This is a genomic window from Stenotrophomonas sp. GD03654 (genome assembly GCF_029845105.1).
Taxonomy (GTDB): Bacteria; Pseudomonadota; Gammaproteobacteria; order Xanthomonadales; family Xanthomonadaceae; genus Stenotrophomonas; species Stenotrophomonas africana.
The window spans coordinates 1-26,425 of sequence record NZ_JAOCLC010000064.1; the positions used below are offsets into that span (position 1 = coordinate 1).

Annotated in this window: 29 protein-coding genes; 14 read left to right on the forward strand and 15 right to left on the reverse strand. The window is 67.2% G+C overall.

Annotation, left to right across the window (positions count from 1 at the left end; genetic code table 11):
* Positions 1 to 72: 72 nt before the first annotated feature.
* Together N5J73_RS19415 and rsgA are read right to left on the reverse strand one after the other, a co-directional pair.
* Complete coding sequence (locus N5J73_RS19415; protein ID WP_164078716.1) at positions 73 to 1,326, reverse strand: flavohemoglobin expression-modulating QEGLA motif protein; 1,254 nt, start codon at positions 1,324 to 1,326, stop codon at positions 73 to 75.
* A 123-nt stretch (positions 1,327 to 1,449) separates the two neighbouring features.
* A complete protein-coding gene (gene rsgA, locus N5J73_RS19420) occupies positions 1,450 to 2,559 on the reverse strand; it encodes a ribosome small subunit-dependent GTPase A (RefSeq protein WP_164078719.1) in 1,110 nt (369 codons plus the stop codon).
* A gap of 114 nt (positions 2,560 to 2,673) precedes the next feature.
* Here rsgA and N5J73_RS19425 point away from each other — a divergent pair, with 114 nt between their 5' ends.
* The 3 genes from N5J73_RS19425 to N5J73_RS19435 are packed head-to-tail and all read left to right on the forward strand — an operon-like array spanning position 2,674 to position 5,293.
* Positions 2,674 to 3,948 carry a pyridoxal phosphate-dependent aminotransferase gene (locus N5J73_RS19425; protein WP_057500553.1) on the forward strand — a complete coding sequence of 425 codons (1,275 nt, stop codon included), beginning with the start codon at positions 2,674 to 2,676 and terminating at the stop codon, positions 3,946 to 3,948.
* A gap of 3 nt (positions 3,949 to 3,951) precedes the next feature.
* Positions 3,952 to 4,569, forward strand: a complete 618-nt coding sequence (locus N5J73_RS19430) for an SGNH/GDSL hydrolase family protein (RefSeq protein WP_164078717.1) — start codon at positions 3,952 to 3,954, stop codon at positions 4,567 to 4,569.
* Between the two features lie 4 nt (positions 4,570 to 4,573).
* Complete coding sequence (locus N5J73_RS19435) at positions 4,574 to 5,293, forward strand: class I SAM-dependent methyltransferase (RefSeq protein ID WP_049448342.1); 720 nt, start codon at positions 4,574 to 4,576, stop codon at positions 5,291 to 5,293.
* A gap of 330 nt (positions 5,294 to 5,623) precedes the next feature.
* Here N5J73_RS19435 and N5J73_RS19440 read toward each other — a convergent pair whose 3' ends face one another.
* Positions 5,624 to 6,403 carry a polysaccharide deacetylase family protein gene (locus tag N5J73_RS19440; RefSeq protein ID WP_049448826.1) on the reverse strand — a complete coding sequence of 260 codons (780 nt, stop codon included), beginning with the start codon at positions 6,401 to 6,403 and terminating at the stop codon, positions 5,624 to 5,626.
* Between the two features lie 59 nt (positions 6,404 to 6,462).
* Here N5J73_RS19440 and grxD point away from each other — a divergent pair, with 59 nt between their 5' ends.
* Positions 6,463 to 7,389, forward strand: coding sequence for a Grx4 family monothiol glutaredoxin (grxD, locus tag N5J73_RS19445; RefSeq protein ID WP_032956577.1), 927 nt, complete (start codon positions 6,463 to 6,465; stop codon positions 7,387 to 7,389).
* 77 nt (positions 7,390 to 7,466) lie between these two features.
* On the opposite strand, the gene N5J73_RS19450 is transcribed toward grxD, so the two are convergent.
* Positions 7,467 to 8,006 carry a DUF924 family protein gene (locus N5J73_RS19450; RefSeq protein WP_049448828.1) on the reverse strand — a complete coding sequence of 180 codons (540 nt, stop codon included), beginning with the start codon at positions 8,004 to 8,006 and terminating at the stop codon, positions 7,467 to 7,469.
* A 43-nt stretch (positions 8,007 to 8,049) separates the two neighbouring features.
* A complete protein-coding gene (locus tag N5J73_RS19455) occupies positions 8,050 to 8,826 on the reverse strand; it encodes an AMP nucleosidase (protein WP_049415280.1) in 777 nt (258 codons plus the stop codon).
* A 152-nt stretch (positions 8,827 to 8,978) separates the two neighbouring features.
* Here N5J73_RS19455 and N5J73_RS19460 point away from each other — a divergent pair, with 152 nt between their 5' ends.
* The 6 genes from N5J73_RS19460 (at position 8,979) to N5J73_RS19485 (ending at position 14,348) form a co-directional block, all read left to right on the forward strand.
* A complete protein-coding gene (locus tag N5J73_RS19460) occupies positions 8,979 to 10,388 on the forward strand; it encodes an amidohydrolase (protein ID WP_049448830.1) in 1,410 nt (469 codons plus the stop codon).
* Positions 10,388 to 11,671: an amidohydrolase family protein gene (locus tag N5J73_RS19465; protein WP_080354937.1), complete on the forward strand. Its 1,284-nt coding sequence runs from the start codon at positions 10,388 to 10,390 to the stop codon at positions 11,669 to 11,671. Before N5J73_RS19460 ends, N5J73_RS19465 begins: the two co-directional genes overlap by 1 nt.
* 20 nt (positions 11,672 to 11,691) lie before the next feature.
* Positions 11,692 to 12,324: a 2-hydroxychromene-2-carboxylate isomerase gene (locus N5J73_RS19470; protein WP_049448832.1), complete on the forward strand. Its 633-nt coding sequence runs from the start codon at positions 11,692 to 11,694 to the stop codon at positions 12,322 to 12,324.
* Positions 12,325 to 12,419: 95 nt separating this feature from the next.
* Positions 12,420 to 13,361: a DegV family protein gene (locus N5J73_RS19475; protein WP_049448834.1), complete on the forward strand. Its 942-nt coding sequence runs from the start codon at positions 12,420 to 12,422 to the stop codon at positions 13,359 to 13,361.
* Positions 13,362 to 13,438: 77 nt separating this feature from the next.
* Positions 13,439 to 13,777 carry a hypothetical protein gene (locus tag N5J73_RS19480; RefSeq protein ID WP_005414449.1) on the forward strand — a complete coding sequence of 113 codons (339 nt, stop codon included), beginning with the start codon at positions 13,439 to 13,441 and terminating at the stop codon, positions 13,775 to 13,777.
* A 172-nt stretch (positions 13,778 to 13,949) separates the two neighbouring features.
* Positions 13,950 to 14,348, forward strand: a complete 399-nt coding sequence (locus N5J73_RS19485) for a hypothetical protein (protein WP_049448836.1) — start codon at positions 13,950 to 13,952, stop codon at positions 14,346 to 14,348.
* Positions 14,349 to 14,532: 184 nt separating this feature from the next.
* Here the strand turns inward: N5J73_RS19485 and N5J73_RS19490 are convergent, their stop codons facing one another.
* The 6 genes from N5J73_RS19490 to N5J73_RS19515 form a co-directional block, all read right to left on the reverse strand.
* Positions 14,533 to 15,978: a GGDEF domain-containing protein gene (locus N5J73_RS19490; RefSeq protein ID WP_049451441.1), complete on the reverse strand. Its 1,446-nt coding sequence runs from the start codon at positions 15,976 to 15,978 to the stop codon at positions 14,533 to 14,535.
* Positions 15,979 to 16,166: 188 nt separating this feature from the next.
* Positions 16,167 to 16,997: an S-formylglutathione hydrolase gene (fghA, locus tag N5J73_RS19495; protein WP_049448838.1), complete on the reverse strand. Its 831-nt coding sequence runs from the start codon at positions 16,995 to 16,997 to the stop codon at positions 16,167 to 16,169.
* A 63-nt stretch (positions 16,998 to 17,060) separates the two neighbouring features.
* Complete coding sequence (locus N5J73_RS19500; protein WP_049448840.1) at positions 17,061 to 17,417, reverse strand: YqcC family protein; 357 nt, start codon at positions 17,415 to 17,417, stop codon at positions 17,061 to 17,063.
* Between the two features lie 8 nt (positions 17,418 to 17,425).
* Positions 17,426 to 18,535: an S-(hydroxymethyl)glutathione dehydrogenase/class III alcohol dehydrogenase gene (locus tag N5J73_RS19505; protein WP_049448843.1), complete on the reverse strand. Its 1,110-nt coding sequence runs from the start codon at positions 18,533 to 18,535 to the stop codon at positions 17,426 to 17,428.
* A 58-nt stretch (positions 18,536 to 18,593) separates the two neighbouring features.
* On the reverse strand, positions 18,594 to 18,869 hold the full coding sequence (gene frmR / locus N5J73_RS19510; RefSeq protein ID WP_005411009.1) for a formaldehyde-responsive transcriptional repressor FrmR: 276 nt from the start codon (positions 18,867 to 18,869) through the stop codon (positions 18,594 to 18,596).
* Between the two features lie 71 nt (positions 18,870 to 18,940).
* Positions 18,941 to 19,846: a LysR family transcriptional regulator gene (locus N5J73_RS19515; protein WP_049448845.1), complete on the reverse strand. Its 906-nt coding sequence runs from the start codon at positions 19,844 to 19,846 to the stop codon at positions 18,941 to 18,943.
* A 129-nt stretch (positions 19,847 to 19,975) separates the two neighbouring features.
* On the opposite strand from N5J73_RS19515, the gene N5J73_RS19520 reads away from it, so the two are divergent.
* Entirely contained in the window at positions 19,976 to 21,079 is a 1,104-nt protein-coding gene (locus tag N5J73_RS19520; protein WP_049448871.1) for an alkene reductase, read from the forward strand.
* Positions 21,080 to 21,125: 46 nt separating this feature from the next.
* Here N5J73_RS19520 and N5J73_RS19525 read toward each other — a convergent pair whose 3' ends face one another.
* Positions 21,126 to 21,695: a hypothetical protein gene (locus N5J73_RS19525; RefSeq protein ID WP_141097678.1), complete on the reverse strand. Its 570-nt coding sequence runs from the start codon at positions 21,693 to 21,695 to the stop codon at positions 21,126 to 21,128.
* 34 nt (positions 21,696 to 21,729) lie between these two features.
* On the reverse strand, positions 21,730 to 22,287 hold the full coding sequence (locus N5J73_RS19530) for a hypothetical protein (protein ID WP_049448849.1): 558 nt from the start codon (positions 22,285 to 22,287) through the stop codon (positions 21,730 to 21,732).
* Positions 22,288 to 22,402: 115 nt separating this feature from the next.
* Here N5J73_RS19530 and N5J73_RS19535 point away from each other — a divergent pair, with 115 nt between their 5' ends.
* Positions 22,403 to 22,819, forward strand: a complete 417-nt coding sequence (locus N5J73_RS19535; RefSeq protein WP_049448851.1) for a VOC family protein — start codon at positions 22,403 to 22,405, stop codon at positions 22,817 to 22,819.
* Positions 22,820 to 22,831: 12 nt separating this feature from the next.
* Here N5J73_RS19535 and N5J73_RS19540 read toward each other — a convergent pair whose 3' ends face one another.
* A complete protein-coding gene (locus tag N5J73_RS19540; RefSeq protein WP_049448853.1) occupies positions 22,832 to 23,527 on the reverse strand; it encodes a hypothetical protein in 696 nt (231 codons plus the stop codon).
* A 75-nt stretch (positions 23,528 to 23,602) separates the two neighbouring features.
* On the opposite strand from N5J73_RS19540, the gene N5J73_RS19545 reads away from it, so the two are divergent.
* On the forward strand, positions 23,603 to 24,265 hold the full coding sequence (locus N5J73_RS19545; protein ID WP_049448856.1) for a TetR/AcrR family transcriptional regulator: 663 nt from the start codon (positions 23,603 to 23,605) through the stop codon (positions 24,263 to 24,265).
* 109 nt (positions 24,266 to 24,374) lie between these two features.
* Here N5J73_RS19545 and N5J73_RS19550 read toward each other — a convergent pair whose 3' ends face one another.
* Positions 24,375 to 25,259 carry a LysR family transcriptional regulator gene (locus N5J73_RS19550; protein ID WP_049448857.1) on the reverse strand — a complete coding sequence of 295 codons (885 nt, stop codon included), beginning with the start codon at positions 25,257 to 25,259 and terminating at the stop codon, positions 24,375 to 24,377.
* A 107-nt stretch (positions 25,260 to 25,366) separates the two neighbouring features.
* Here N5J73_RS19550 and N5J73_RS19555 point away from each other — a divergent pair, with 107 nt between their 5' ends.
* A complete protein-coding gene (locus tag N5J73_RS19555) occupies positions 25,367 to 26,425 on the forward strand; it encodes an NAD(P)-dependent alcohol dehydrogenase (protein ID WP_049448859.1) in 1,059 nt (352 codons plus the stop codon).

Below are 26,425 nucleotides of genomic sequence, written 5' to 3' on the forward strand. Positions count from 1 at the left end.
CCTGGCCAGGGTGCGCCACCGCCGCCCAGCGATATCAATCGAGGCGCCAGCGCATCATCCCGCCAACGCCTTTCATTCCGGCGCCAGCTGGTCCATTCGTATCCGGTTGGCAAACAGCGAGAACGCCAGCATGCCGGCCAGGCCGTTCGCCCGGCTCATCCAGTGCGGCAGCCAGCGAGGCGGCTTCAGCACCCCCGACTCGAACAGCGGCGCGAACGCGATCGCATCGGTCAGGCTCATCTTGCCCGCGAACAACCAGCGGCAGACCTGCAGGCGGTCCTCGGCCAGCATGTGGCGGAAGAAGGTGTGCACCGATACCAGTCCGCGCAGGTACACCGTGTCCTTGGTGAAGGCGAGGCCGCCACTCGGCGGTACCCCACGGAACACGCGCTGCGCCGAGGCGAAACTCTCTTCCGGGTTCTGTCCGGCATCGCAGAAGTAGCGGAACACCTCGATGAAATCGGCGCCTTCGCGCGCCATGGCGATCGCTTCGGTACGCAGGCTGATGCGCTTCAGGCGCTCGATGTCGATGCTGCCGGTGATCTGTTCGGCGAAGGTGGCCAGCCCTTCCTGGGTGGCCGTCACCCGCGGCGACGACAACGCCAGGCTGGGCAACACGGGTTGTTCGCGGCCATTCAATGCGGTCAGCGAATGCACCAGCGCTTCGTGGTGGAACAGCTGCGCGCGGTCGTAGGCGCTGAAGCGCGCACTGGTGCGCAGCCGGATGCGGGTCGGGCCGGCAGCGGCCTTGGACACCAGTTCCGGGTCGAGCTGCACCTGGATGATGCGCGATTCGAAGAACGCATCCAGATCATTCTGCAGCTGCAGCTGCAGGGCGATGGCCGAGACCGGCACCTGCTCTTCCGGCGCCAGCAGTTCGTGGTCCAGTTCGGCGGCAATCTGTATGAAGTGGCGCGCCGCTTCGCGCGTGCTCGGGCCATTGCCCGGCAGTGGCTGCTCGGGGGCGCCGAACAGCTGCACCGAACAGGTATCAACGGCGGCGGTGCCCAGCCCTTCCAGCAGCTGCGCGGCCAGGTCCCAGCTCTGCGCTGACTGCCGCACGTAGTGGCCCAGCGGATGAGTGTCGTCGCAGTCGACGGCGATCGAGGCCAGCGCGCGACGTTCTTCGCTGAAGTCCAGCCGTGGGTAATCCACCTTCGGCAGCACCGGCTGGCCACGTGCCACGCTGTCCAGGAACGGTGCCTGCACCGTTGCCGGCCAACTGGTCAGGCCCAGCAGGCGGATGCCTCCCACGGCCTCGACCAGGCGCGCATCGAGCGCTGCATGGTGGGCCACGTCACGGTCCAGCGTCGCAGTCGGTTCCATGCGCGGACTATAGCGCCCTGCCATGTCCGGCGCTGCGCGCCACCGCCCGAGCGTTGGCTCGGGCGCTACAGGGTGTCCCGGGATGCATCTCTTGTAGAGCCGAGCCCACGCTCGGCTGCACTGTCAGCGCCTACGCGGCTTGCCGGCCGGGCGGAACTGCTGGCCCTTGCCCTTCTTGCCGCCGCGCTCCTGCGCGGTTTCGGCCTGGCGTACCGCCAGCTTGGCGGCAGCGGCCGCCACTTCTTCCTTCAGCTTGAAGTAGTTCAGCAGCCGGCTCTCTTCGATCTCGCCGGCCTCGATCGCCGCCCGTACCGCACAGCCCGGTTCCTGGTGATGCGAGCAGTCGCGGAACCGGCACTGTTCGGCCAGCGCTTCAATATCGGCGAAGCCACCTTCGGACAGCGTCTCTTCACCGGTCGGCTTCAGCTCGCGCATGCCGGGGGTGTCGATCAGGCAGGCGCCGGTCGGCAGCGGCATCAGCGCGCGATGGGTGGTGGTGTGGCGGCCGCGCGAATCGTTCGCGCGCACCGCGTTGGTCTTCATCCGCTGCTCGCCGAGCAGGGTGTTGGTCAGCGTGGACTTGCCGGCACCTGAGGAGCCGACCAGCACCACCGTGCGGCCCGGGCCCAGCCAAGGTTGCAGCACCGCCACGCTGTCGGCATCCAGACCGTTGATCGCATGCAGGGCGATACCCTGCATCTCCAGCTCTTCCAGCACTGCCAGTGCGTCCTCGCTGTATTCGGTCTGGTCGGCCTTGGTCAGCACCACCACCGGTTCGGCACCGCCACCGCCGACCAGCAGCAGGTAGCGCTCGATGCGGCGCGGATTGAAGTCGGCATCCAGGCCGCAGACGATGAACACCGTGTCGATGTTGGCCGCGATCACCTGCTGGTGGTAGTGCTCACCGGCGGCGCCTCGCTTGATCGCGGTGCGGCGTGGCAGCAGCGCGACGATGCGGATGCCGTCCAGCAGCACCCAGTCACCCACCGCCGGTCGTTCATGGCTGGGGAAGCGCGGGCGCTGCCATTCCGGCAGCGACTCGGCCTTGATCGACGCATCCGGGCCATCGGCCACCACGTAGTGGGTGCGGTGCTGTTCGATCACCCGCGCCGGGCGGGCCTGCGGATGTGCGGCCATCGCGGCCTGCCAGTCGGCCTGCTGCGCCGGGCCCGGCCAGGGCCAGCCAATGGTCTGCAGGGCGATGAAATCGGGGGTCTGGGTCATCGCCGCCATTCTACCTGTGCCGGCGCCCTGCCAGCCCAGCAATGACGGGCCCGGCGCCCTTGCCATGCATTGCAGCAATTCCGGTAGGATGGAAGCCCCATGCCTTTTGACGGCCCAGCTCCCATGTCCACCAACTCGCCCAAGCCCCTGGCCATCCGCGAGCGCCTTTCCGAAGTGCGCTACGAAATCCGCGGAGAACTGGCGCGGCGAGCCCGGGAGCTGGAGGCGCAGGGCCGCAAGCTGATCAAGCTCAACATCGGCAATCCGGGCGCTTTCGGTTTCCGCGCGCCGGAGCACCTGCAGCGTGCGATCGCCGACGACATGGGCCGCACCGACCCGTACACCCATCAGCAGGGCCTGCCGGTGGCGCGCGAGGCCATCGCCGGTTACTACGCCCGTCGTGGCGCACCGGATGCGCACCCGGACCGCGTGTTCGTCGGCAATGGCGTCAGCGAGCTGATCGACCTGTCGCTGCGCGCGCTGCTCAACCCGGGCGATGAAGTGCTGGTGCCCTCGCCGGACTACCCGCTGTGGTCGGCCTCGACCATCCTCAACGATGGCCGCCCGGTGTACTACCGCTGCGCTGCCGAGAACGGCTTCCAGCCGGACCCGAGCGAAATCGAGACGCTGGTGTCGTCGCGCACCCGTGCCATCGTGCTGATCAACCCGAACAACCCCAGCGGCGCCAGCTACCCGCGCGAACTGCTGGAGCGCGTGGTCGAGATCGCACGACGCCACAACCTGCTGTTGCTGGTCGATGAGATCTACGACCAGATCCTGTACGACGACGCGGTGTTCCAGCCGGTCGCGCCGCTGGCCGGTGATCATCCGTGCCTGACCTTCAGCGGCCTGAGCAAGGTGCACCGTGCCTGCGGCTGGCGCGTGGGCTGGGCCCACCTCAGCGGCGACGACGCGCGCCTGGGCGACTTCCGCGCCGCGCTGGACCTGCTCGGCGCGCTGCGCCTGTGCGCCAACGTGCCGGGCCAGTACGCCATCGAAGCCGCGGTGAACGGCCCGGACACCATTTCCGAACTGTGCACGCCGGGCGGCCGCCTGTATGAAACCCGCCGCGCGGTGATCGAGGCCTGCGAAGCCAGCGAGCACCTGTCGCTGGTCGCGCCGGCCGGTGCGCTGTACGCGTTCCCGGCCGTGGTCGGTGCCGCCGCCAAGGGCTTCGACGACCACAACTTCGCGCTGGACCTGATGAACAACGAAGGCGTGCTGGTGGTACCGGGTTCCAGCTTCAACGTGCCCTACCGCCATCATTTCCGCGTGACCCTGCTGCCGGAAGCCTCGGTGATGCGCGATGTGTTCGCGCGCATCGACCGCGTGCTGGCCCGCCGTGCCGAGGACGCAACCAAGGTCGTGCCGCTGAAGCCACGCCGTTCGGTAGCGTGAGCCGTGGCGCTGTCCTATCTGGCGCTGGGTGATTCGTACACCATCGGTGAAGCGGTTGCGGTCGAAGGCCGCTGGCCGCACCAGCTGGCCGCCGCGCTGCGTACGCAGGGCATCGACCTGTCCGACCCGCAGACCATTGCGACCACCGGCTGGACCACCGACGAGCTTGACGCCGGTATCGACGTAGCTGCACCGCAGGGCCCGTTCGACTTCGTCAGTCTGCTGATCGGCGTCAACAACCAGTACCGCGGGCGCCCGCTGGACGAATACCGCAACCAGTTCCAGGCCCTGCTGCAGCGGGCAATCGGCTTCGCGGGCGGTGATGCTGGCCGCGTGCTGGTGCTGTCCTTCCCCGATTGGGGTGCGACCCCGTTCGGCGCCGGCAGCGGCCGCGACCTGGCCGCGATCGAGATCGAGACCGACGAGTTCAATGCCGCCGCCGAGGTGATCAGTACCCGGCACGGTGTGGCCTTCGTCGACATCACCGACATCAGCCGCGCACAGGGCGAAGACCCGACGATGATCGCCGAGGATGGCCTGCACCCTTCGGCGCGGATGTACGCGCTGTGGAGCAAGCGGGCGTTGCCGGTGGCCGCGCACCTGCTCGGCGCAGCGGACTGAGACGATGGGCGGCTTGCCACGGACTGGCACGCCGCTGCCCTGCACTGCACTGACGAACGCACAGGCGCGTTCCATTGCCGAGGCATTCCGCCCGGTACGGGTCTGGGGCAACCGCAGCGATTACTTCTATACCCGCAGCAAGCTCGGCAGCGATCCCCTGTACGGCGGCGCGCTGCAGCAGCTTCCCGATGACGGGCAGCCGGTATTGGACCTGGGCTGCGGGCTGGGGTTGTTTGCCCACGTGCTGCGCCAGCGCGGCGACACCCGGCGCTACCTCGGTGTGGACCTGGATGCCGCCAAGATCGCACGCGCCCGGCGTGCTGCCACCCAGCTTGACGATGTGCACTTCGATTGTCTGGACCTGCAGGCGCCGCTGCCGGCCCGGGCCGGGCACGTATTGCTGCTGGATGTGCTGCAATACCTGGAAGCGGGTGCGCAGCAGGCGCTGCTGCGCGCCGCCAGTGCGCGTGTTGCCCGCGGTGGGCGCCTGCTGCTGCGTACGCCCCTCGCCACCGGCGATGGCCGCGACCGCACCACGCGGGTGGCCGACCGGCTGGCCTGGCTGGTCGGCTGGATGGACACGCGACCCTGCCACTACCCCGATCCGAACGTGCTGCAGGCGACGCTGAGCGAAGCCGGATTGCAGGTGACGGCACCGCGCCCTCTGCATGGACGCACGCCGTTCAACAGCTGGTTGCTGGTGGCCGAACGCCCCGCGTTGTAGGGCCAAGCGCAGCATGTGCCAGCGCTGCGCGCCGCCGTCCGAGCATCGGCTCGGGCGCTACTGGATGATCGCCACCCCTTGTAGAGCCGAGCCCATGCTCGGCTGCCCTGCGACGTCTTCCGGTGCTGCGCGCCGCCGTCCGAACATCGGCTCGGGCGCTGCAGGATGGTCGCCACCCCTTGTAGAGCCGAGCCCATGCTCGGCTGCCCTGCGACGTCTTCCAGCGCTGCGCGCCGCCGTCCGAACATCGGCTCGGGCGCTGCAGGATGGTCGCCAACCCTTGTAGCGCCGAGCCAATGCTCGGCTGTTCTACACCACCAGGGCTCGCCGTCACGGGACCGGCAGCTGCGCCTTCAATCCACGCTCGTCCAGCGCCTGCAGCACGCGCTCGATGATCTCCAGGTTGTGGCCGTGTGCGGCCCCCTCATGCAGCAGCACGATGGCGCCCGGACGCAGGTCCGGCAGCAGGCGGTCGAGCACGCCCTGCGTGGTGCAGCCGACCCCGTCGTAGCCGCGCGCGCTCCAGCCCACCCGGACCAGACCCAACCGCTGCAGCACCGGTGCCACGAACGGGTTGGTCATGCCCACCACCGAGCGGTACCAGCGCACCGGTTGGCCCCCCAAGGCCTGCAGCGCGTGCTGGCAACCTTCGATCTCGGCGCGCATCGCGGCTGGGCCCAGCCGCCAGAAACGCGCCTGCGGGTGGCTGTGGCTGTGGTTGCCCAGGTCGTGGCCGCGGTGCAGGATCTCGGCCACCAGTTCCGGCTGCGCCAGCGCACGTTCCCCCACCAGGAAGAAGGTGGCACGGGCCTGGTGGCGGTCCAACAGGTCGAGCACGGCGCGGGTTTCCGGGCTGGGGCCGTCATCGATGGTCAACCAGACGCTGTTGCCGGCATCCGGCACCCGGCTCAGCACCGGTGCATAGAAACGGCTGTTGGGCAGGAATACCGGCACCACGAACAGCGCATGGCTGGCCACCAGCAGCGGCAGGCCCCACTGCCAGCCGGCCAGCGCCCAGGCCAGGATCACGGCCAGCTGCGACGCCACCAGCCAGGGCAGCCAGCGCCAGGGGCGTGCCGGGATGCGATGCAATGTTCCTGCGCTGCTCATCCCCCATGATGCCATGGGGGTTAGAATTGATGATTCGAATTCCCGGAACCCCGACGTCCATGTCCCTCGATCCCGCCCTGCGTTCGCGCATCGAATCCATCCTCAACGCCAACCGCGTCGTGCTGTTCATGAAGGGCCAGCCGTCGATGCCGCAGTGTGGTTTCTCGGCCAAGGCCGTGGGCGCCCTGCAGGACCTCGGCGTCGAGTTCGCCCACGTCAACGTGCTGGCCGATCAGGAAATCCGTGAAGGCATCAAGGCCTACGGCGACTGGCCGACCATCCCGCAGCTGTACATCGACGGCGAACTGGTCGGCGGCAGCGACATCGTGCTGCAGATGGCGGCCAGCGGCGAGCTGAGCAGCGTGCTGGGTCTGGCCGCACCGGACCGCACCCCGCCGAGCATCACCGTGACCCCGGCCGCCGTGGAAATGCTCAAAGGCGCGCTGGCCGACGCCCCGGGCGCCGCCCTGCAGCTGAGCATCGACGCCGGCTTCCAGCCGAACTTCCAGCTGGCCCCGCACGATGAAGGCGCCATCGCCGCCGAGTCCAACGGCCTGCGCGTGCAGTTCGACCTGGCCAGCGCCCGTCGCGCCAACGGCATCACCATCGACTGGGTGGACGACATCCGCGGCAAGGGCCTGGCCATCGACAACCCGAATGCGCCCAAGCCGGTGCAGGAAATCAGCGTGCGTGATGCCGACGACCTGGTGCGTGCCGGCAACATCACCCTGGTGGACGTGCGCCCGGCCGACGAGCGTGAGATCGCCGCAGTGGGCGTGCCGTTCAAGACCTTCGACGGCAACGGCCGTGCCGCGCTGGAAGCCCTGCCGAAGGACACCGCGCTGGCCTTCATGTGCCATCACGGTGGCCGCAGCGCGCAGGCCGCCGAGCAGTTCCGCGCCCTGGGCTTCACCAAGGTGTTCAACGTCACCGGCGGCATCAATGCCTGGTCGGAAGACGTGGACAACGGCGTGCCGAAGTACTGATCGGCACTGAAAAAGGGGACGGAGGGGATTAAGTCGTTTATGGCACAAACGACTTAATCCCCTCCGTCCCCTTTTTCTTAGCCGGCAAATCCGCCTTCGGCCAGGTAATCGAGTTCTTCCGGCGAGGGAATGCGGCCGAGCACGGCATTGCGATGCGGGAAACGGCCGAAGCGACGGATGATGTCGCGGTGCAGTTCGGCGTACTGCAGGTATTCCTTGTCACCCAGCACATCGAACATCGCCACCGAACGGTCCTGGTCCAGCGGATCCTCGGAGTGCTCGAACGGCAGGTAGATGAAGGCACGCAGCTTCGGTACCAGCTGCAGGTCCAGCCCTTCCTCGATCGCGCGCATGGCGTAATGCCGCGCCAGGCCATCGGTGGCATAGGAGTGGGCGGTACCGCGGAAGCAGTTGCGCGGGAACTGGTCCAGCAGCAGCATCAACGCCAGCGCGCCTTCGGCACTGCCCAGCCAATGCTCGCGCGCGCGCGACGCCGCAGCGTAATGTTCATCCAGGAACAATCCGCGGAACTGCGCGTCGAAGGCATCGTCGCGGGTGAACCACTTCGCAGGGCCCGCTTCCTTCCAGAAATCCACCACTTGCGCGGCAACGTCCATCACCTACTCCCCAGGGCCGGCGCGCCGCGCCAGGCCATCATCATCATTCGTCGAAGCGCAGGTGGCGGACCGACTTGCCGTTGCGCCGGATAAGCTTAAGCGCCTCGATACCGATCTGGATATGGTTTTCCACGAACTGGGAGCTGACCTTGGCGTCGGAGGCCTCGGTCTTGACCCCGTCGGGGATCATCGGCTGGTCCGAGACCAGCAGCAGCGCGCCGCTGGGGATGTGGTTGGCGAAGCCGGCGGCGAACACGGTGGCCGTTTCCATGTCGATGGCCATGCAGCGCATCGCCCGCAGCCGTTCCTTGAAGGCCTCGTCGTGTTCCCAGACCCGGCGGTTGGTGGTGTAGACGGTGCCGGTCCAGTAGTCGTGGCCGAGATCGCGGATCATGGTCGAGACCGCACGCTGCAGTGCGAACGCCGGCAGCGCCGGCACTTCCGGCGGCAGGTAGTCGCCCGAGGTGCCCTCGCCCCGGATCGCAGCGATCGGCAGCACCAGGTCGCCCAGCTGGTTCTTGCGCTTGAGGCCACCGCACTTGCCCAGGAACAGCACTGCCTTGGGCATCACCGCCGACAGCAGGTCCATGATGATCGCGGCATTGGGGCTGCCCATGCCGAAGTTGATCATGGTGATGCCATCGATGGTGGCACTGGCCATCGGCCGGTCCAGGCCGATGATGGGCGCCCCGGTCAGCTCGGAAAAGGTATGCAGGTAGCCGCCGAAGTTGGTCAGCAGGATGTGCTGGCCGAACTGGTCCAGGGGCACGCCGGTGTAGCGCGGCAGCCAGTTGTCGACGATTTCCTGCTTGCTCTTCATGGCCAGTCCGGTACGGCGGGGGACCGGCTATTTTCAGGCACCCGGCCGGTGCCGTCGAGCCACCGTCGGCAGGCCTGTGAAGAAGGTCACTTGGCAAGCCCGCCGCCTCCGGGCTAGCGTCGAAGATTGGACCGGACTGCAAGGGGAACTGCATGGCATCGACGTTGTTGCGCGCCGGGGTAGCCCTGGCACTGCTCTCATTGAGCACGGCTCCGGCGGTGGGCGCCTCGCGCTTCGTCGCCGATCCCTACCCCAGCACCTACCAGGCGCATCCCGATGCGCCGGTACTGATCCAGAACGCCACTGTGCTGACCGGCACCGGCCAGCGCCTGGACAATGCCGACGTGCTGCTGCGCGAGGGCCGTATCGTTGCCGTCGGGCCCCAGCTGCAGGCCGACGACGGCGTCACCCGCATCGATGCACAGGGCAAGTGGGTCACCCCCGGGCTGATCGACGTGCACTCGCACCTGGGCGTGTACCCCAGCCCCGGCGTCGGCGCGCACAGCGACGGCAACGAGATGACCGCGCCGGTCACCGCCAACGTCTGGGCCGAACACTCGGTGTGGCCGCAGGACCCCGGCTTCGCCACCGCACTGGCCGGCGGCGTGACCAGCATGCAGGTGCTGCCCGGCTCGGCCAACCTGGTGGGTGGCCGCGGCGTGACCCTGAAGAACGTCCCGGCCGTCACCTACCAGGCGATGAAGTTCCCCGGGGCACCCTGGGGCCTGAAAATGGCCTGCGGCGAGAACCCCAAGCGGGTCTATGGCGAAGGCAAGGGCGTGACCCCGGCCACGCGCATGGGCAACGTGGCCGGCTATCGTGCCGCCTTCATCGATGCCGCCGACTACATCGCCAAGAACAAGCCGAAGCCGGCCAAGCGCAAGGGCTGGTTCGGCAGCGACAAGGGCGACAGCGCCGGTGATGCCGGCGGCAAGCGCGATCTCAAACTGGATACGCTGGCCGGCGCCATCGAAGGCGACATCCGCGTGCACATCCACTGCTACCGCGCCGACGAGATGGCCACCATGCTCGACCTCGCCAAGGAATTCGGCTTCAAGGTGGCCGCCTTCCACCACGGCGTGGAGGCCTACAAGCTGGCCGACCGGCTGGCCGCCGACGGCGTCTGCGGCGCACTCTGGGCCGACTGGTGGGGTTTCAAGATGGAAGCCTTCGATGGCATTCCGGAGAACATCGCGCTGGTCGACCGGCCGAAGAACAGCTGCGCCATCGTCCATTCCGATTCACCCGAAGGCATCCAGCGCCTGAACCAGGAAGCGGCCAAGGTGATGGCGTCCGCGCGACGCGCGCGCATGCCGGAGATCACGCCCGAGCACGCCATCACGTGGATGACCGCCAACGCCGCCAAGGCGCTGGGCATCGAAGGGCAGACCGGCACCCTGGAAGCCGGCAAGATGGCCGATGTGGTGGTCTGGAACGGCAACCCGTTCAGTTCGTATGCGCTGGCCGAGCAGGTCTTCATTGATGGCCGCAGGTTGTACGACCGCAGTGCACCGGCGGCGACGCCGCGTTCCGATTTCCAGCTTGGCCAGGAGGTGCGCTGATGGTGGCGCTCAAGCAGTTGGTGCAGTCTGCCGCGAAGGGCAGCCGGGCATGGCTCGGTTCTACGGTCATGGCATTGTCTTGCATCTGCGCATCCGCGCAGGCACAGGAGCTGCTGGTGCGCAACGCCACGGTGCATACCGCCAGCGCGCGCGGCAGCCTGCAGAACGCCGATGTACTCGTGCAGGGCGGCATCATCCGCGCGGTGGGCAGCGGGCTGTCGGCACCGGCTGGCGCAACCGTGGTGGAGGCCAATGGCCGCCCGCTGACACCGGCGCTGTTCGGTGGCATCACCGAGACCGGGATCGAGGAGGTCCTGGTTGAAACCAGTACCGTCGACAGCTCGCTGAAAATGAGCGATCAGCCATTGCGACCCGAGTTCGACGTGACCCTGGCCTACAACCCGGCCTCGGTACTGATTCCGGTGACGCGCCTGGAAGGCATCGGCTTCACCGCACTCGGCGCGACCCCGGGCGGTGGCTTCGTCGCCGGCCAGGGCGGTGTGATGCGACTCGATGGCAGCATCGACCCGATCGGCCCGCGTGCCCTGTTCCTGCGCATCGGCGCGGCAGCCTCCGAACTGACCGGGCATTCACGCGCCGCGCAATGGATGCTGTTGCAGCAGATGATCGACGAAGCACGCGGACAGGTGGCTGCGGACTCGCCGCACGCACTGCTGACGCCGGCCGGGCGTCGCGCACTCAGCCGCTACCTGGCCGGCCAGGGCCGCATCGTGGTGGAAGTGGACCGTGCCGCCGACATCCGCCAGCTGCTGCGCTGGGCCGCCCGCGAGAAAGTGAAGATCGCCATCTCCGGCGCCAGCGAAGCCTGGCAGGTGGCCCCGGAACTGGCCGCTGCGCACGTGCCGGTGTTCGTCGACGTACTGTCCAATCTGCCCGCCAGCTTCGACCAGATCGGTGCCACCCTGGAAAACGCTGCGCGCCTGCAGCGTGCCGGCGTAGCGGTCTCCTTCGTGCAGCGCGGCGACGCCAGCCACAATGCACGCAAGATGCGCCAGCTGGCCGGCAATGCGGTGGCCAATGGCCTGCCCTGGGCCGATGGCCTGGCCGGCCTGACCCGGGTACCGGCGCAGGCGTTCGGCGTGGCCGACCAGATTGGCAGCATCGAACCCGGCAAGCGTGCCGACCTGGTGCTGTGGGAAGGCGACCCGCTGGACGTGGCGCACTATGCAGAGCAGGTCTGGCTGGGTGGTCGTGCAATGCCGATGCGCTCACGGCAGACCGAACTGCGCGACCGCTACCTGCAGCGCAACGCGCAGCCCTGACCGCACACGAGGACACACCGATGGCCACACTGCGCTGGTATTTCGATTTCATCTCGCCCTATTCCTACCTGCATTGGCAGAAGCTGAAGCAGCTGCCGCAGTTCGCGCAGATCCAGACCGTGCCGATCGCCTTCGGTGCGGTGCTGCACCACCTGGGCAACCTCGGACCCGCGGAGATTCCGGCCAAGCGGCGCTTCATCTACCGCCAGCTGCTGTGGACCGCGCAGACCGAGGGCACGCCGCTGCGCTTCCCGCCGGGTCATCCGTTCAACCCGTTGTCCGCCCTGCGCCTGTGCCTGGCCGCTGGCGCCGGCACGCAAGCGGTGGACGTGCTGTTCGACTGGATCTGGCGCGAAGGCCACGCGGGCGACAGCCCTGAGGCCCTGCGCGAACCGGCCGCGCGGCTGGGTATCGAGGATGTCGCCAGTGCCATCGCCGACCCGGCGGTGAAGGAGCAGCTGCGGCGCAACACCGAGGCCGCAATTGGCACCGGGGTGTTCGGTGTGCCGACCCTGGCGATCGACGGGGAACTGTTCTGGGGCAACGATGCGCATCCGCTGATGGCCGCGGTACTGGCCGATCCGGGCCTGCTGCAGCAACCCGAATGGCAGCGTCTGGCCAGCCTGCCGGTGGCAGTCCAGCGCAGCCGCTGAGCGGGGCGTGGCGCGTTTCCCTCGCGCGCCACGGCAGATTTTGAGATAGATTTCACGTTTCCGAACCTACTACCGCCCTGGAGGGGGAGCCGCGGATGCGCATCGGAATCGTCGTCGACTCGGCCTGCGACCTGCCGCAGGCCTTCATTGCCGAGCACAACATCGTGCTGCTGCCGATCACCGTACGGATCGGCGAAGCCGTGCTGGCCGATCATCGCGATGAGCAGGCCACCCTGAGTTTCCTGCACGCGCATGTGGCCGAACATGGCGCCGAGGCGGAGACCATCCCCTTCAGCGTCAACCAGATCCGCGACCTGTTCCTGCAGCAGCTGGTGATCGATTACGACCACGTGTTCTGCATGACCATCACCAAGACCCGCAGCCCGATCCACGACAACGCGCTGCAGGCCAGCTTCGCCATCCTCAACGACTACAAACCGGTGCGTCAGGCAGCGGGCTACAACTCGCCGTTCGCGCTGCGCGTGCTCGATACCCAGAACCTGTTCGCTGCCCAGGCGGTAACGGCGGTGGAAGCGGTGCGCCTGCGCGACAGCAACGCCAGCGTGCAGCAGATCCGCGAACGATTGGAGGAACTGGCGGGCAACGTGCATGGCTACATGGTTACCCGCGACCTGTACTACATGCGCGCACGTGCGCGGCACAAGGGTGACCGCAGTGTCGGCCTGCTCAGTGCAGCGCTGGGAAGCGCACTGGACATCAAGCCGGTGCTGCATGGCTACCGCGGCGAGACCGGGCCGGTGGCCAAGATCAAGGGCTTCGACAACGCCGTGCAGAAGCTGTTCGCGGTGGTCGGCCAACGTGTGCGTGCCGGGCTGATGACACCGACGGTGTGCGTCAGCTACGGCGGCGAACTGGACGAGCTGCGCACCCTGCCCGGCTATGCACAGATGAAGGAGGTCTGCGCCGCCCACGGCGTGACCGTGTACGAATCGGTGATGAGCCTGACCGGCATGGTCAACGTCGGCAAGGGCGCGGTCACCGTGGGCTTCGCCGATGGGCCACATCGGTTCGAATGAGCGCCGGCCACGGCCGGATTCTGCACATCGATTCCACCGCGGTTGTGCCAGTCTTGCCGCACTTCAAGGAGAACTCCATGCCTGCGCAGTACCACATCAGCCTGCCCGACCCGTCCAAGGCCCGCGGCAACGATCCTGACCTGTCCTTCCATTCGCAGGGCGCCGCCGGTTTCGCCGAAGAACTGCAGGACGCCCTGCGCAGCGGCACGCTGTTCGAGCGCTGGAAGGCCAAGCAGCCCGACCCGGACGCGGTGGAACCGCAGTGGGGCGTGACCGACCCGGACGCCACCGTGACCGGCGAGCAGAAGGACCTGCGCATCAACCTGGTCGCCACCACCCGCATCGACAGTGACGTGTTCAAGCAGCGCCTGCGCCTGCTGGCCGGCAGCCACTGGGAACTGCGCGACGTGCGTTGAGGCTTGGATCTGGTAGTTGCCAACCTTGGTTGGCGCTTCTCGTTCGGCGCTACCGCGATCCATGCAACATCCGGTGGCGCCGGGCCATGCCCGGGGGCCGTCGCACAAGCTCGACGGTACCTGGCACACGCTGCTATCGTGCCGCCGCCAACAGCGGATGCACGGATTGCACATGGACCCCAAGCTGAAAGCCCTCATCGGGCAGACCAACCTGTCCGACCTGCTGCCTCAGGCACCGCAGGAAGTGGATCTTCAGCAACCGGTGGCCCCACCTGAACCGGCCAAGCCGCAGCCTGCTCGCTCGACCAGCGATGCGCTGCAGGTGCATTTCGGCGGCACCGACATGGTTGGCAAGTTGGCCAACGCTCCCACAAGCAGGCGAGTGAAGATCTTCGCGATGATCCTGCTGGGTGGCCCGACGATCGTGTTCGGCCTGCTCCTGCTCTCGATGGTCTGGACAGACCCGGCGAAGCCGGTTTTCGCACGTGTCTGCGGCACGCTGATATCGGCGATGTTGATCGGTATCTGGCCCTATCTACTATTCCGCAAACGGGAAAGATCCCAGGCCTGAGCAGCCGGCATCCCCCCCCGGATCGGGCGGCGTTTCAACCACCTCCGGCCACTACCCAGCGCGACCTCACGGTCCAGCGTGATGCGCTGGGTGATCGGAACTTCCAGCAGGTCGATTCTGCGCGACCACGGCGCGATGCAGTCCGGCGGCAATGCGCCCTCAGCGCGTTACGGACAGATCCGGATCAGCAATCCATCCTGCCGTGCGCGCTGCCTTCGTCGTCGAGCACGTGCGCATGCAGGATCACCTGGTTGCGACCGGCCCGCTTGGCGGCATACAGGCCGGCATCGGCATCCGCCAGCAACTGATCGGCGCTGGCCAGAGCCGGCGGGTGCAGGTAGCCCACGCCGATGCTGATACTGACCGACCCCTGCGGCAACGGCAGCGCTTCCACTGCCTCACGCAGCCGCTCGGCCAGCGCCAGCACGCCCGACAACGGGCTTCCGGGCACGATGACGGCGAATTCCTCACCGCCATAACGCGCAACGCTGTCACCACCGCGACCGGCTATGGCTTTCAGCACCCCGGCCACCGCCTGCAGGCAACGATCACCGGCCGGATGGCCGTGCTGGTCGTTGAAGGCCTTGAAGTGGTCGATATCCACCAGCAGCAGACCCAGTTCAGTGCCGCTGCGTCGCGCACGATTCCACTCGGCCATCAGCCGCGCATCGAATTCACGGCGGTTGGCCACACCCGTCAGACCGTCCTGCCGCGCCAATTGATCCAGCGCCGCTTGGCGCTCCAGCAGATCCGCCTGGAGCAGGACGCTGCGCAGGCCGAAACCCAAGGTAGCTACGACGAAGCCCGCCACCGCCAACGGCCGCGCATGATCAACCACCAGCGTGCCGACCACCAGCAGCAGCAAGGGCAGGATGATCGGACCGGCGGCCTGCACCGTCCGCGCCAGCCGCGGGTGCGGCGTTGTGCCTGCGTCCGGCGCCGTGTCCAGCGTCAGGCAGGCGATCAGCAGGAAAGGTATGTCGATCACCAGATCGTTGAACGCACCGAATGCATCGTCGGATGTGTAATGGTTGATGTAGTAGGCCACCAGCAGATAGGCCATCGCGTACAGCGCCAGTGCGCGGAAGAACCTGCGCCGTTCGGGCACGTCGCCGGCCAGCCAGCGCACCACGGCGAATCCGGCAATACACAGGTTCTGGATATCGAACATGCGTTGCATGTTGGACAATGCGTGGTCGTCGATGTCCACGCGGGCGGCGAACGACTGCGCATGCACGAAGAACAGCACGCCAAGCAGCGCCGCCATCGCCGCATCGATCAGGCTGATGCTGACCCGCTCCCGGCGCGCCCGGGCCAGGATGAACACCAGCGGCACACCGTACAGCACGTACAGGAACAGGCTTGCCCGCGGAGTGAAATCGGCGCGGCCGGCGCCCAGCGCGTCGATCATGTTGAACGCCATGCCGCCGGCCCACAGCAGCAGCGCCAACGCGGTGGCCCGCCAGCCCAGCGCCGCCCGGTCGCGGCGGGCCCGCCACAGGCAGGCGACCGCAGCCAGCAGCGGCGCGCCGGTCAGGAAAACGAAGGAGCCTACCCCGGCGGGGCCAGGCCACAGGGCCAGCACCAGGCCATGGCACAGCACATACAGCAGCGCCAGCACTACCGGCATGCATACCCCCGATCCGCAAGGCCGTCTGCGCGCACGATAGCGCGCCGGCACGCCACAGCGGCGTGATCCACTGCGGCAAAACGACACTCCGAGTGCACCGCGATGGTAGTGCCGGCCGCTGGCCGGCAAACCCGGGGAATCACAGGACCGCAGGTTGCCTGCCAGCGGCCGTCGCTACCGGAACGCCCTCAGCCCTGCAGGGCGCGGGCGTGGTGAGCGATATGCTCGCCAATGAAGCTGGCGATGAAGTAGTAGCTGTGGTCGTAACCGGGCTGCAGGCGCAGGGTCAGTGGATGGCCGGCGGCATCACAGGCCTGCTGCAGGCGCTGCGGCTGCAGCTGGGTCTGCAGGAATTCGTCCGCCTCGCCCTGGTCGACCAGCAACGGCAGCCGCTCGCTGGCCGCCGCAATCAGTTCGCAGGCGTCCCATTGCGCCCAGTCGGCCAGGTTGTCACCCAGATAGGCAGTGAATGCCTTCTGGCCCCACGGCACGTGGCTGGGTGCAACGATCGGCGAGAACGACGACACGCTGCGGTAGCGCCCCGGGTTGCGCAGCGCGATCACCAGCGCACCATGGCCGCCCATCGAATGGCCGCTGATGCCACGCGCATCGGTGGCCGGGAAATTCGCCTCGATCAGCGCCGGCAGTTCCTGCGCCACATAGTCGTGCATGCGGTAGTGCTTCGCCCACGGTGCACGGGTGGCATTGAGGTAGAACCCGGCACCCTTGCCGATGTCGTAGCCTTCGGCATCGGACACGTCATCACCGCGCGGGCTGGTATCAGGCGCAACGATGATCACACCGTGTTCGGCGGCGTAGCGCTGTGCGCCGGCCTTGGTGATGAAGTTCTGCTCGGTGCAGGTCAGGCCGCTCAGCCAGTACAGCACCGGCAGCTTCTGTGTTTCCGCCTGCGGTGGCAGGTACACGGCGAACTGCATGTCGCAGCCCAGCGTGGTGGAATGATGGCGGTAAACGTCCTGCCAGCCGCCAAAACATGCGCGGTGTTCAATGCGTTCCATGGTGCTCTCCTGCGCGGCGCGTCAGCGCACGCGTGCTTCTGGTAGATGCCGACCTTGGTCGGCTTATCCACGCCCGGCGTGGATGCCTTGGTTGATCCGTTCATCCAGCTGCGCCAACAGGCGCAGCAAGGGTTCGACACCGGGCTGGCCGTCCAGGTTGCGATACGCCGCGACCGCCACGTTGCTGCGCGGTGGCCATTGGCCATCAGCGCGGGCTTCGTGCAGGCGCGGCAGGAACACCTGCGCCAGCCAGTGCTCGAACGGCATTTCATCGATGCCGAAGGGTGAGTCCACCGCGCGCGGCGGACCCACGTCGCCCTCGACCCAGCCCAGTGCACGCAGGGCCTGCTCGATCGGATCGACCAAAGCCGCGCGAGGATCGTCCGCACGCGGCCCGCGCAGGGCATCGAACCAGCTCACGCCGCGCCTCAGTAATGGACCACCGAACGGATCGACTTGCCTTCGTGCATCAGGTCGAAGGCGTCGTTGATCTTGTCCAGGTCCATGGTGTGGGTGACGAACGGGGCCAGTTCGATATCGCCCTTCATCGCGTCCTCGACCATGCCCGGCAACTGGCTGCGGCCCTTCACGCCACCGAAGGCCGTGCCCATCCACTTGCGGCCGGTCACCAGCTGGAACGGACGGGTGGAGATCTCCTGGCCCGAACCGGCCACGCCGATCACCACGCTCTGGCCCCAACCACGGTGCGCGCATTCCAGCGCCGCGCGCATCACGTTGACGTTGCCGATGCACTCGAAGCTGTGGTCCACGCCCCAGGTGGTCATTTCAACGATGACCTGCTGGATCGGCTTGTCGAAGTCTTTCGGGTTGATGCAGTCGGTGGCGCCGAATTCGCGCGCCAGCTCGAACTTGGACGGGTTGGTGTCCACCGCGATGATGCGGCCGGCCTTGGCCTGGCGCGCACCCTGGATCACCGCCAGGCCGATGCCACCGAGGCCGAACACGGCCACGCTGTCGCCTTCCTGCACCTTGGCGGTGTTGTGCACCGCGCCGATGCCGGTGGTGACGCCACAGCCGAGCAGACAGACGTGCTCCGGGTTGGCGTCCGGGTTGATCTTGGCCAGCGAGACTTCGGCCACCACGGTGTACTCGCTGAAGGTCGAGCAGCCCATGTAGTGGTACAGCGGCTCACCGTTGTAGCTGAAGCGGCTGGTGCCATCCGGCATCACGCCCTTGCCCTGGGTAGCGCGCACCGAAACGCACAGGTTGGTCTTGCCGCTCTTGCAGAACAGGCACTCACCGCACTCGGCGGTGTACAGCGGAATCACGTGGTCGCCGGGCTTGACGCTGGTCACGCCCTCGCCCACCTCCACCACGACGCCGGCGCCTTCATGGCCCAGCACCACCGGGAACAGGCCTTCCGGATCATCGCCGGACAGGGTGAACGCATCGGTGTGGCAGACACCGGTGTGGGTGATCTTGACCAGCACTTCGCCCTTCTTCGGCGGGGCGACGTCGATCTCGACGATCTTCAGCGGCTGGCCGGGACCAAAGGCGACGGCGGCACGGGACTTCATGGTGGTTTCTCCAAAGACAGGCAATGACAGGATGGGCGGCGCCATGTTGCGCCATCGTTTATTTCAGGTAAGAGCGGATCAACGCGCTCATGTCGCGCACGCGTTCGGCGCGTTGTTCATCGGAGGCCGCAGGCTGGCCGAACTCCTCGCGCAGATGGGCCTCCATCACCTCGGACATCAGGCCGTTGACCGCGCCACGGATGGCGGCGATCTGCTGCAGCACCGGCCCGCAGTCGGCACCGGCTTCCAGCGCGCGGTCCAGCGCATCGCACTGGCCGCGGATGCGGCGCACGCGGGCCAGGACCTTTTTCTTTTCTTCGGGGGAGTGCGGCATGGAGAGGCCACCTCGGAACTATACTGGGGGATAGTATACAAACCGAAGTCACGAACTCAATCCTCGCCGGCTCAATCGAACAATCCCTCACCCGCCAACCGGGTCAGTTCATCCACCACGTAGCGCACCTTGGGCCGCAGGTGGCGCGTCGGCGGCCACAGCGCATGGATGTCGATATGCCGCTGCATGTGCGTGTCCAGCACCGACTGCAGCGCGCCGGATTCCAGGTGGCGGCGTACCAGTGAAACCGGCATCTGGCAGATACCAAGCCCGGCGATGGCCGCTTCAATCACCGCGTCGCCGTCATTGAGTTGATACGGCGCATTCGGGATGAATGTCCCTTCGTCCTCCTCGCTGCCGATCCGCCACCACACCGGTTGCCCATGGCGGAAGCCGACGATGCTGCGGTGCTGCGCCAGTTCCTCCACCGTGCGCGGCACGCCATGTGCCTGCAGGTACTCCGGCGATGCGCAGGTAACCAGCCGCTGGCGCCCCAGCCGCCGCGCCACCAGATGCTCGGCCTGGTGCAGCCCGCCGAAGCGGATCAGCAGGTCGATGCCTTCCTCGACGGGATCGACGAAGTGATCGGTGAAGGTCATGGTCAACTGCAGGTCCGGGTACTGCCGGCAAAGCCGCAACAGCACCGGCAGTACCACCAGCCGCCCGAACGAGGACGGCATGTCGATGCGCAGCCGTCCGCTGGGCAGGCCGGCCGATCCCAGGCAGGCCTCGGCGGCAGAGATTTCTTCCAGCGCCGCCGCACACGACGCGTAGTACGCCTCGCCGTCGGTGGTCAGCGCAATACGCCGCGTGGTGCGGTGGAACAGGCGGACCCCCAGCCGTGTTTCCAGCCGGGCGATGGCCTTGCCCACCGCCGAGCGCGAGATGCCCAGCGCGTCGGCGGCTTCGGTGAAGCTGCCCGAGCGGGCCGTGGTGACGAACGTGACCAAGCCATTCAACGATTCCAGCGGCAGCATCCATCGCGCTCCATTGGGGACAAATAGTCCCGCACCCGGGGAGATCGAAGCGCTTTATGCGCCTGCATGTCAACTCCATCCTGTGTGCATCGCGCCGCTGGCGCCTTCCCCCGCACCGAGATGACCGACATGACCGCCGCGCTGTTCCGCCCCTTCGACCTTGCAGGCACCGCCCTGCGCAACCGCATCGCGATGGCGCCGATGACCCGTGCCCGCAACCCCGGAGCGGTCGCCAACGAACTCACCGCACAGTACTACCGGCAGCGCGCCAGCGCCGGCCTGATCATCAGCGAAGGCACGCCGGTTTCGCCGCAGGGACAGGGCTACATCGACGTGCCCGGCATCTGGTCTGCCGAGCAGGTGGCTGGGTGGAGGCTCGTCACCGAGGCGGTGCATGCCGCTCAGGGCACGATCTTTGCCCAGCTCTGGCACGTCGGCCGCATGTCGCATTCCTCGCTGCAGCCCGACGGTAGGCAACCGGTCAGCGCCGGTACCCGCCCGGTAGCCAGCGCACCGAAGAACACCTCGTTCGTCTACCTGGACGATGGCAGCCGCGGCCACGCCGATCCCACCCCGGCACGTGCACTGGAGACCGCGGAGATCCCCGGTATCGTCGAGGACTTCGCACGGGGTGCCGACAACGCGATCGCCGCCGGCTTCGACGGCATCGAACTGCATGCCGCCAACGGCTACCTGTTCGAGCAGTTCCTCAACCCGCTCATCAACCAGCGTGATGATCGCTACGGCGGTTCGCTGCCCAATCGCGCGCGCTTAATCCTGGACACCGTCGACGCGATGGCCCAGCGCATCGGTGCGCAGCGCGTCGGCGTGCGCCTGGCACCGAACAACCTCACCTTCGACATGCCGTTCTACCCCGACAACGAAGCCACCTATCTGTACCTGGCCGAGGAACTGGGCAAGCGTGGGCTGGCCTATGTGCACCTCAACGACAACCTGCAGGCGGGGCAGTCGGTGCTGGGCGAGGCGTTCCTGCGGCAGTTCAAGCAGGCCTACGGTGGCACCGTGATCCTGGCAGGTGGCATGACCCGCGAACGCGCCCTGCAGCTGGTTGAAGCGGGCACCATCGACCTGGCCGCGTTCGGCCAGCCGTTCATCGCCAACCCGGATCTGGTCGAGCGCCTGCAGCGCAACATCGCGTTGGCCACGCCCGACCGCAGCACCTATTACGGTGGCGGCGAGGCCGGCTACGTCGATTACCCGCGCGCACAGTAGATCCACGCCATGCATGGATGCGATGCAACTCTCGCTGCGAAACGCATCACGGCGCCTTCTCCACCTTGGTCGAGTCCGAATCAAAGGTCAGCACACGGGTGCTGATCTCGCCCCTGGCCGAGTCCTTCCGACTCAGCTCCAGCCGCCCTTGGTTGCCCTGCGCCACCAGGCTGGCGGCAAAGCTGCCCTCGTTGGACAGTGCTGTGATCACGGCGGTGCCATCGGGCGCGACTCTCATGCCCGCCCGATCGCGAACCTTGTATCCCACGCCAACCGGCGCATCCAACGCCATTACCGCGCTGCCGTTGGCCATGGTGCCGATGCCACCGCGCTCATCGCCCTTCGCATCGTAGATGGTCATGCCCGTTGCGCGTGAGTTGCGGGCAATGTCACTGGCATCCTCGGCAATCTGCACGCGCGTGCGCCCTTCACTGTCGAGCACGGTCAGCTTATAGGTGCGGATCTCCGGCACCACGCCGACGTCGGGCGTAGCCACGCTGGTCCCGATCAGGGCCAACGATGCGCCCAGCGCGAACATCGAGGCAGCAAGCAGATTCCTGTGGCGCAGCCTGTGCTCCAGGCGTTCCAAGCGTACGGCTATATCCTGCTCATGCATGTTGCGCTCCCTGTTTGAGTCTGTGGTTGCTCCGTTACTTGCTATCAGCTTCCACGTGGATCACACGGGTGGATGCTCCGCCTTCGGCGGCGTCCACGCGGCTCAGCTCCAGCTGTCCTTCCGCGCCCTGCGCGACCAGCCTGGCGGCAAAGCCTCCGGCGTTGGAGAGGACACCAATGAGTGCCGAACCGTCCGCTCCCACCTTCATCCCGGCGCGATCAGACACGCGATAGCCAACGCCGCGCGGTGCATCCAAGGCAACCGTGGCACTGCCATCGTCGGCGGTGACCATGCCTCCGCGCTCCTGTTCATTGCCATCGAAGATGATCAACCCCGCCACCCGGGCGTTGCGCTTGATGTCCAGGTCCGGCGCGTCCTCGCCGATTTCCACGCGCTTGCGTCCTTCGTGATCAAGCACGATCAGGCGTTGGGTGCGAATCTCCGGAACGATGCCGGCCTCAGGGCTGGCAAAACCGCGACCGGCCAGTACGGTCGATACCAACAGGATGGGCGTTGCCACCAGCAGCCAGCGCCATCGGCCTGCCCGCTGCTCAAGCTTGCGTACGCGCGCTTCCACTTCCAGATCCCGCATGGAATCCTCCCTGGCAACGAGGCCACCGGTCGCAACGACGGAGGGCGCTCCGATCCTGAACTACAGTTCGATCCTAGAGCGTCCATCCGTGCCCAACAACATGACGAAAGTCCCCATGAACTCCGTCACCACTTCGTTCATCGTCAACCTCGACGTGCCCGACCTGGCCGCCGCCGAAGACTTCTACATCCGGGCCTTCGGCCTGCGGATCGGCCGCCGTCTCGGGCCGGAGGCCGTGGAACTGCTCGGCGGGCCAACACCGTTGTACCTGCTGCAGAACGACGCCGGCAGCGCTGCCACCGAAGATGGCGACGTGCGCGACTACGAGCGCCATTGGACGCCGCTGCACCTGGACTGGGTGGTGGATGACATCGAAGCTGCAGTGGCACGTGCGGTTGCGGCCGGGGCGACACTCGAGCAGTCCGTGCGCGAGCGTCGCTGGGGGCGCATCGCCGTGCTGGCCGATCCGTTCGGCCATGGCTTCTGCCTGATCCAGTTCAGTAGCGAAGGCTACGACGTGCTGGTCGAATGACCGTTGCACCACTCACCACGGCAACGGCACCGCTTCGCCGTTGGCGCGCTCGCCGTAGTACAGCGACGGCAGCAGGCGCGAGAGGAAGCTGAACTCGGTGTAGCAGTGCTTGAGCAGGCCCAGCCCGACCGCATCGCCGGCATCGCGGTGCGGATCGGTGCTGTCCAGGCCGAGCACGAAGCGGCTGCGCAGCACGCAGCCAAACGGCGTATCGCGCGCCACGTGCAGCATCTGCCCGTCGCAGGGGTCACCGTTTGCATCCAGGCGGACGTGGTCGCCGAAGCCGATGCGCGCGGCGATCACCGCCGATACATCGCCTGCATCCTGTGCCGCCTGCAGTCGCTCGGGCACCAGCAACGCTCGCGGGTCATGGAACTTCAGGCGCGCCGCCACCGGCGGAATGTCGGCCAGCGATTCCACCGCATGGATGCTGGCGCCGTGGTAGCTGCGCCCGCGCTGCCAGGCCTCGTCCCAGCCGCGATGCTCGACATGATCGACCGGATGCCACCAGCGGATGTGCTGGGTGGTCTCGAAGAAGGTGAACCACCAGTCCAGCATGCGGCCCTTGCAGCCGTGCAGATCGGTGCGCACCGCCACCAGCAGGGTGCCGTCTTCGCGGCGCTGGATGCCGGTCTCCAGATGCATCGGCGCCGGGTCCAGCAGATCGTGGTGGTCCAGCCAGGCGCGAGCGTTCACAGCGGTATCCATCGGGGTGTCCTACGGGTTGGGAGACCCGACAATAAGGAAACGAACACCGTTTCGCAATTGGATGGGTGCGGTAAGATGGGCGCAATGAACAGCACCACCCTGCCCGAACCCACATCACCGACCCGCCGTCGCGGCCGCCCTGCCCGACCGGAAGCCGAAGTCCGCCACGCCGTGCTGCAGGCCACGCTGGAGCTGCTGCTGGCGCAGGGTTACGAGGCCACCACCGTCGAAGCGGTGGCGGCGCATGCCGGGGTGGCGAAGAAGACCGTCTATCGGCATGCCAGCAACCGCGAGGAACTGGTCGGGTTGGCGGTGCGTGAGTGGACGGACGGCTTCGCGCCACAACTGCAGCGCGATGCGCGCAATGCCGACGAGGTGCTGCCGTTGCTGCAGGACATCCTGCACGCGGTGTGCGCACAGGCGCTGTCGGCGCAGGCGGTGCAGGTGTTCCGCCTGCTGGCCACCGATTTTCCCGGCAAGGACGCGCTGCTGCAGGCCTACCTGGACAACGGCATTGAACGCGGCCGAGCGCTGCTGGCCGATTGGCTGGCACGCCAGCAACAGCGTGGGCTGCTGCGCGAGGGAGATCCTGTTCGCATGGCGCGATTGCTGCTCGCGATGGCCGTGGCCGAGCCGCTGCGCGAACGCGTGATCGGCGTGGTGGCCGAGGATGCGCCGGTGGACGCGCACCTGCGTGAGTGCCTGGCGTTATTGGCGCCGGTGTTGCAGGAACCGTAGCGTGGTGCCATCCACGCATGGCGTGGATCTACCGGCCGATCCCGATTCGTTGGTCGGCAATTGCCTGCCCCGGTGGGTGCCGACCGTTGGTCGGCACGCCTGCAGCACCTCACTCGCGCAGCATGTCCACGAACGCGCGCAGCGCACCCGGCATCTGCCGCTGCTTCGGGTAGTACAGCGCGAAACCGGCGAACGGCTCGCTCCAGTCTTCCAGCACCGCCATCATCTGCCCCGATTCGATGTACGGTCGCGCGGTGTCTTCCAGCACGTAGGCCAGTCCGATGCCATCGAGTACCGCTCTGACCACGGTGCCCTGCTCGCACAGGGTCAGCCGCCCGGGTACATCGATCTCCTGCGCCTGCCCACCACGCTCGAACTGCCACTTGTACAGATGCCCGCTGGCGAAGCGGAAGCGGATGCATTCGTGCGCGGCGAGATCACGCGGATGCTGTGGCGCCGGGTGCCGACGCAGGTAGTCCGGCGAGCCGACAATCAGCCCGCGCAGCGGCGGCCCCATCGGCACCGCCACCATGTCCTCGGGCACGAACTCGTGCAGGCGCACGCCGGCGTCATAGCCCTCGGCAACGATGTCGACCAAGCCATCGTTCTCGGTCAGTTCCACCCGCACGTCGGGATGGGCGCGCAGGAAGCGCGCCAGCCGTGGCCCCAGCTGGGTCGGCACCGCGGCGCGGGTGGCGTTGATGCGCAACAGCCCGGCCGGTGCGGCGCGGAACTGGTTCATCTCCTCCAGCGCGTCATGCACCTGCCCCAGTGCCGGTTGCAGGCGCTCGAGCAGGCGCTGCCCGGCCTCGGTCAGGGCCACGCTGCGGGTGGTGCGATGGAACAGGCCTACGCCCAAGCGTTCTTCCAGCGCGCGGATCGCATAGCTCACCGCCGAGGTCGACAGCGCCAGCTCGGCGCCGGCGCGGCGGAAGCTGCGGTGGCGGGCGACCGCCGCGAACGCGGCCAGGTGGGAGAGGTTGTCAGTGGCCATGATTGTGCAGTTTCACTTGATGAATCATGCCGATATCCGGGCTTCTTGCCGCTGGTTACGGGGCGTATTGTAAAACGCCTTTCGACAAACCCTGCAAAGGATTCCCCATGTCCCTCGCCCGTGGTTACGCCGCCCATTCACATACCGACCCGCTGATCCCGTACGAGTTCGAACGCCGCGCGGTCGGCCCGGACGATGTGCGTATCGAGATCCTCTACAGCGGCATCTGCCACTCCGACCTGCACCAGGCCCGCGACGACTGGGGTGGCTCGATCTACCCGATGGTGCCGGGCCACGAGATCATCGGCCGCGTCACCGAGGTCGGCAGCAACGTCACCCGCTTCAAGGTGGGCGACCACGCCGGTGTCGGCTGCATGGTCGATTCCTGCCGCCACTGCGACGCCTGCCAGCACGACCTGGAGCAGTACTGCGCCGAAGGCGCGACCTGGACCTACAACGGCCGTGAACGCGAAAGCGGCGCGCCGACCTACGGCGGCTATTCCGACCACGTGGTGGTCGAGCAGCGCTTCGTGGTGAAGGTATCCGACACCCTCGACCTGAAGGCGGCCGCACCGCTGCTGTGCGCCGGCATCACCACCTGGTCGCCGCTGCGCCACTGGAAGGTCGGCCCGGGCCAGAAGGTCGGCGTGATCGGCCTCGGTGGCCTTGGCCACATGGGCGTGAAGTTCGCCAAGGCGCTCGGCGCGCACGTGGTGATGATCACCACCACGCCGGAAAAGGGTGCCGACGCCAAGCGCCTGGGCGCCGACGAAGTGCTGGTCTCGCGCGATGCCGCGCAGATGAAGGCGCACGCCGGCAGCTTCGACTTCCTGCTCAACACCATCCCGGTCGGCCATGACACCAACCCGTACATGGGCCTGCTCAAGCGCGAGGCCACCATGTGCCTGGTCGGCGTGCTGACCGAGCTGGACCCGCCGCTGACCGGCGGCAGCGTGATCTTCGGCCGCAAGCACCTGACCGGCTCGGCGATCGGCGGCATGGCCGAAACCCAGGAAATGATGGACTTCTGTGCCGAGCACGGCATCGTCAGCGATGTCGAGATGATCGACATCAAGAACGTCAACGAAGCCTGGGAACGCATGGCGAAGAACGATGTGCGCTACCGCTTCGTAATCGACATGGCGACGATGAAGAACGCCGCCTGA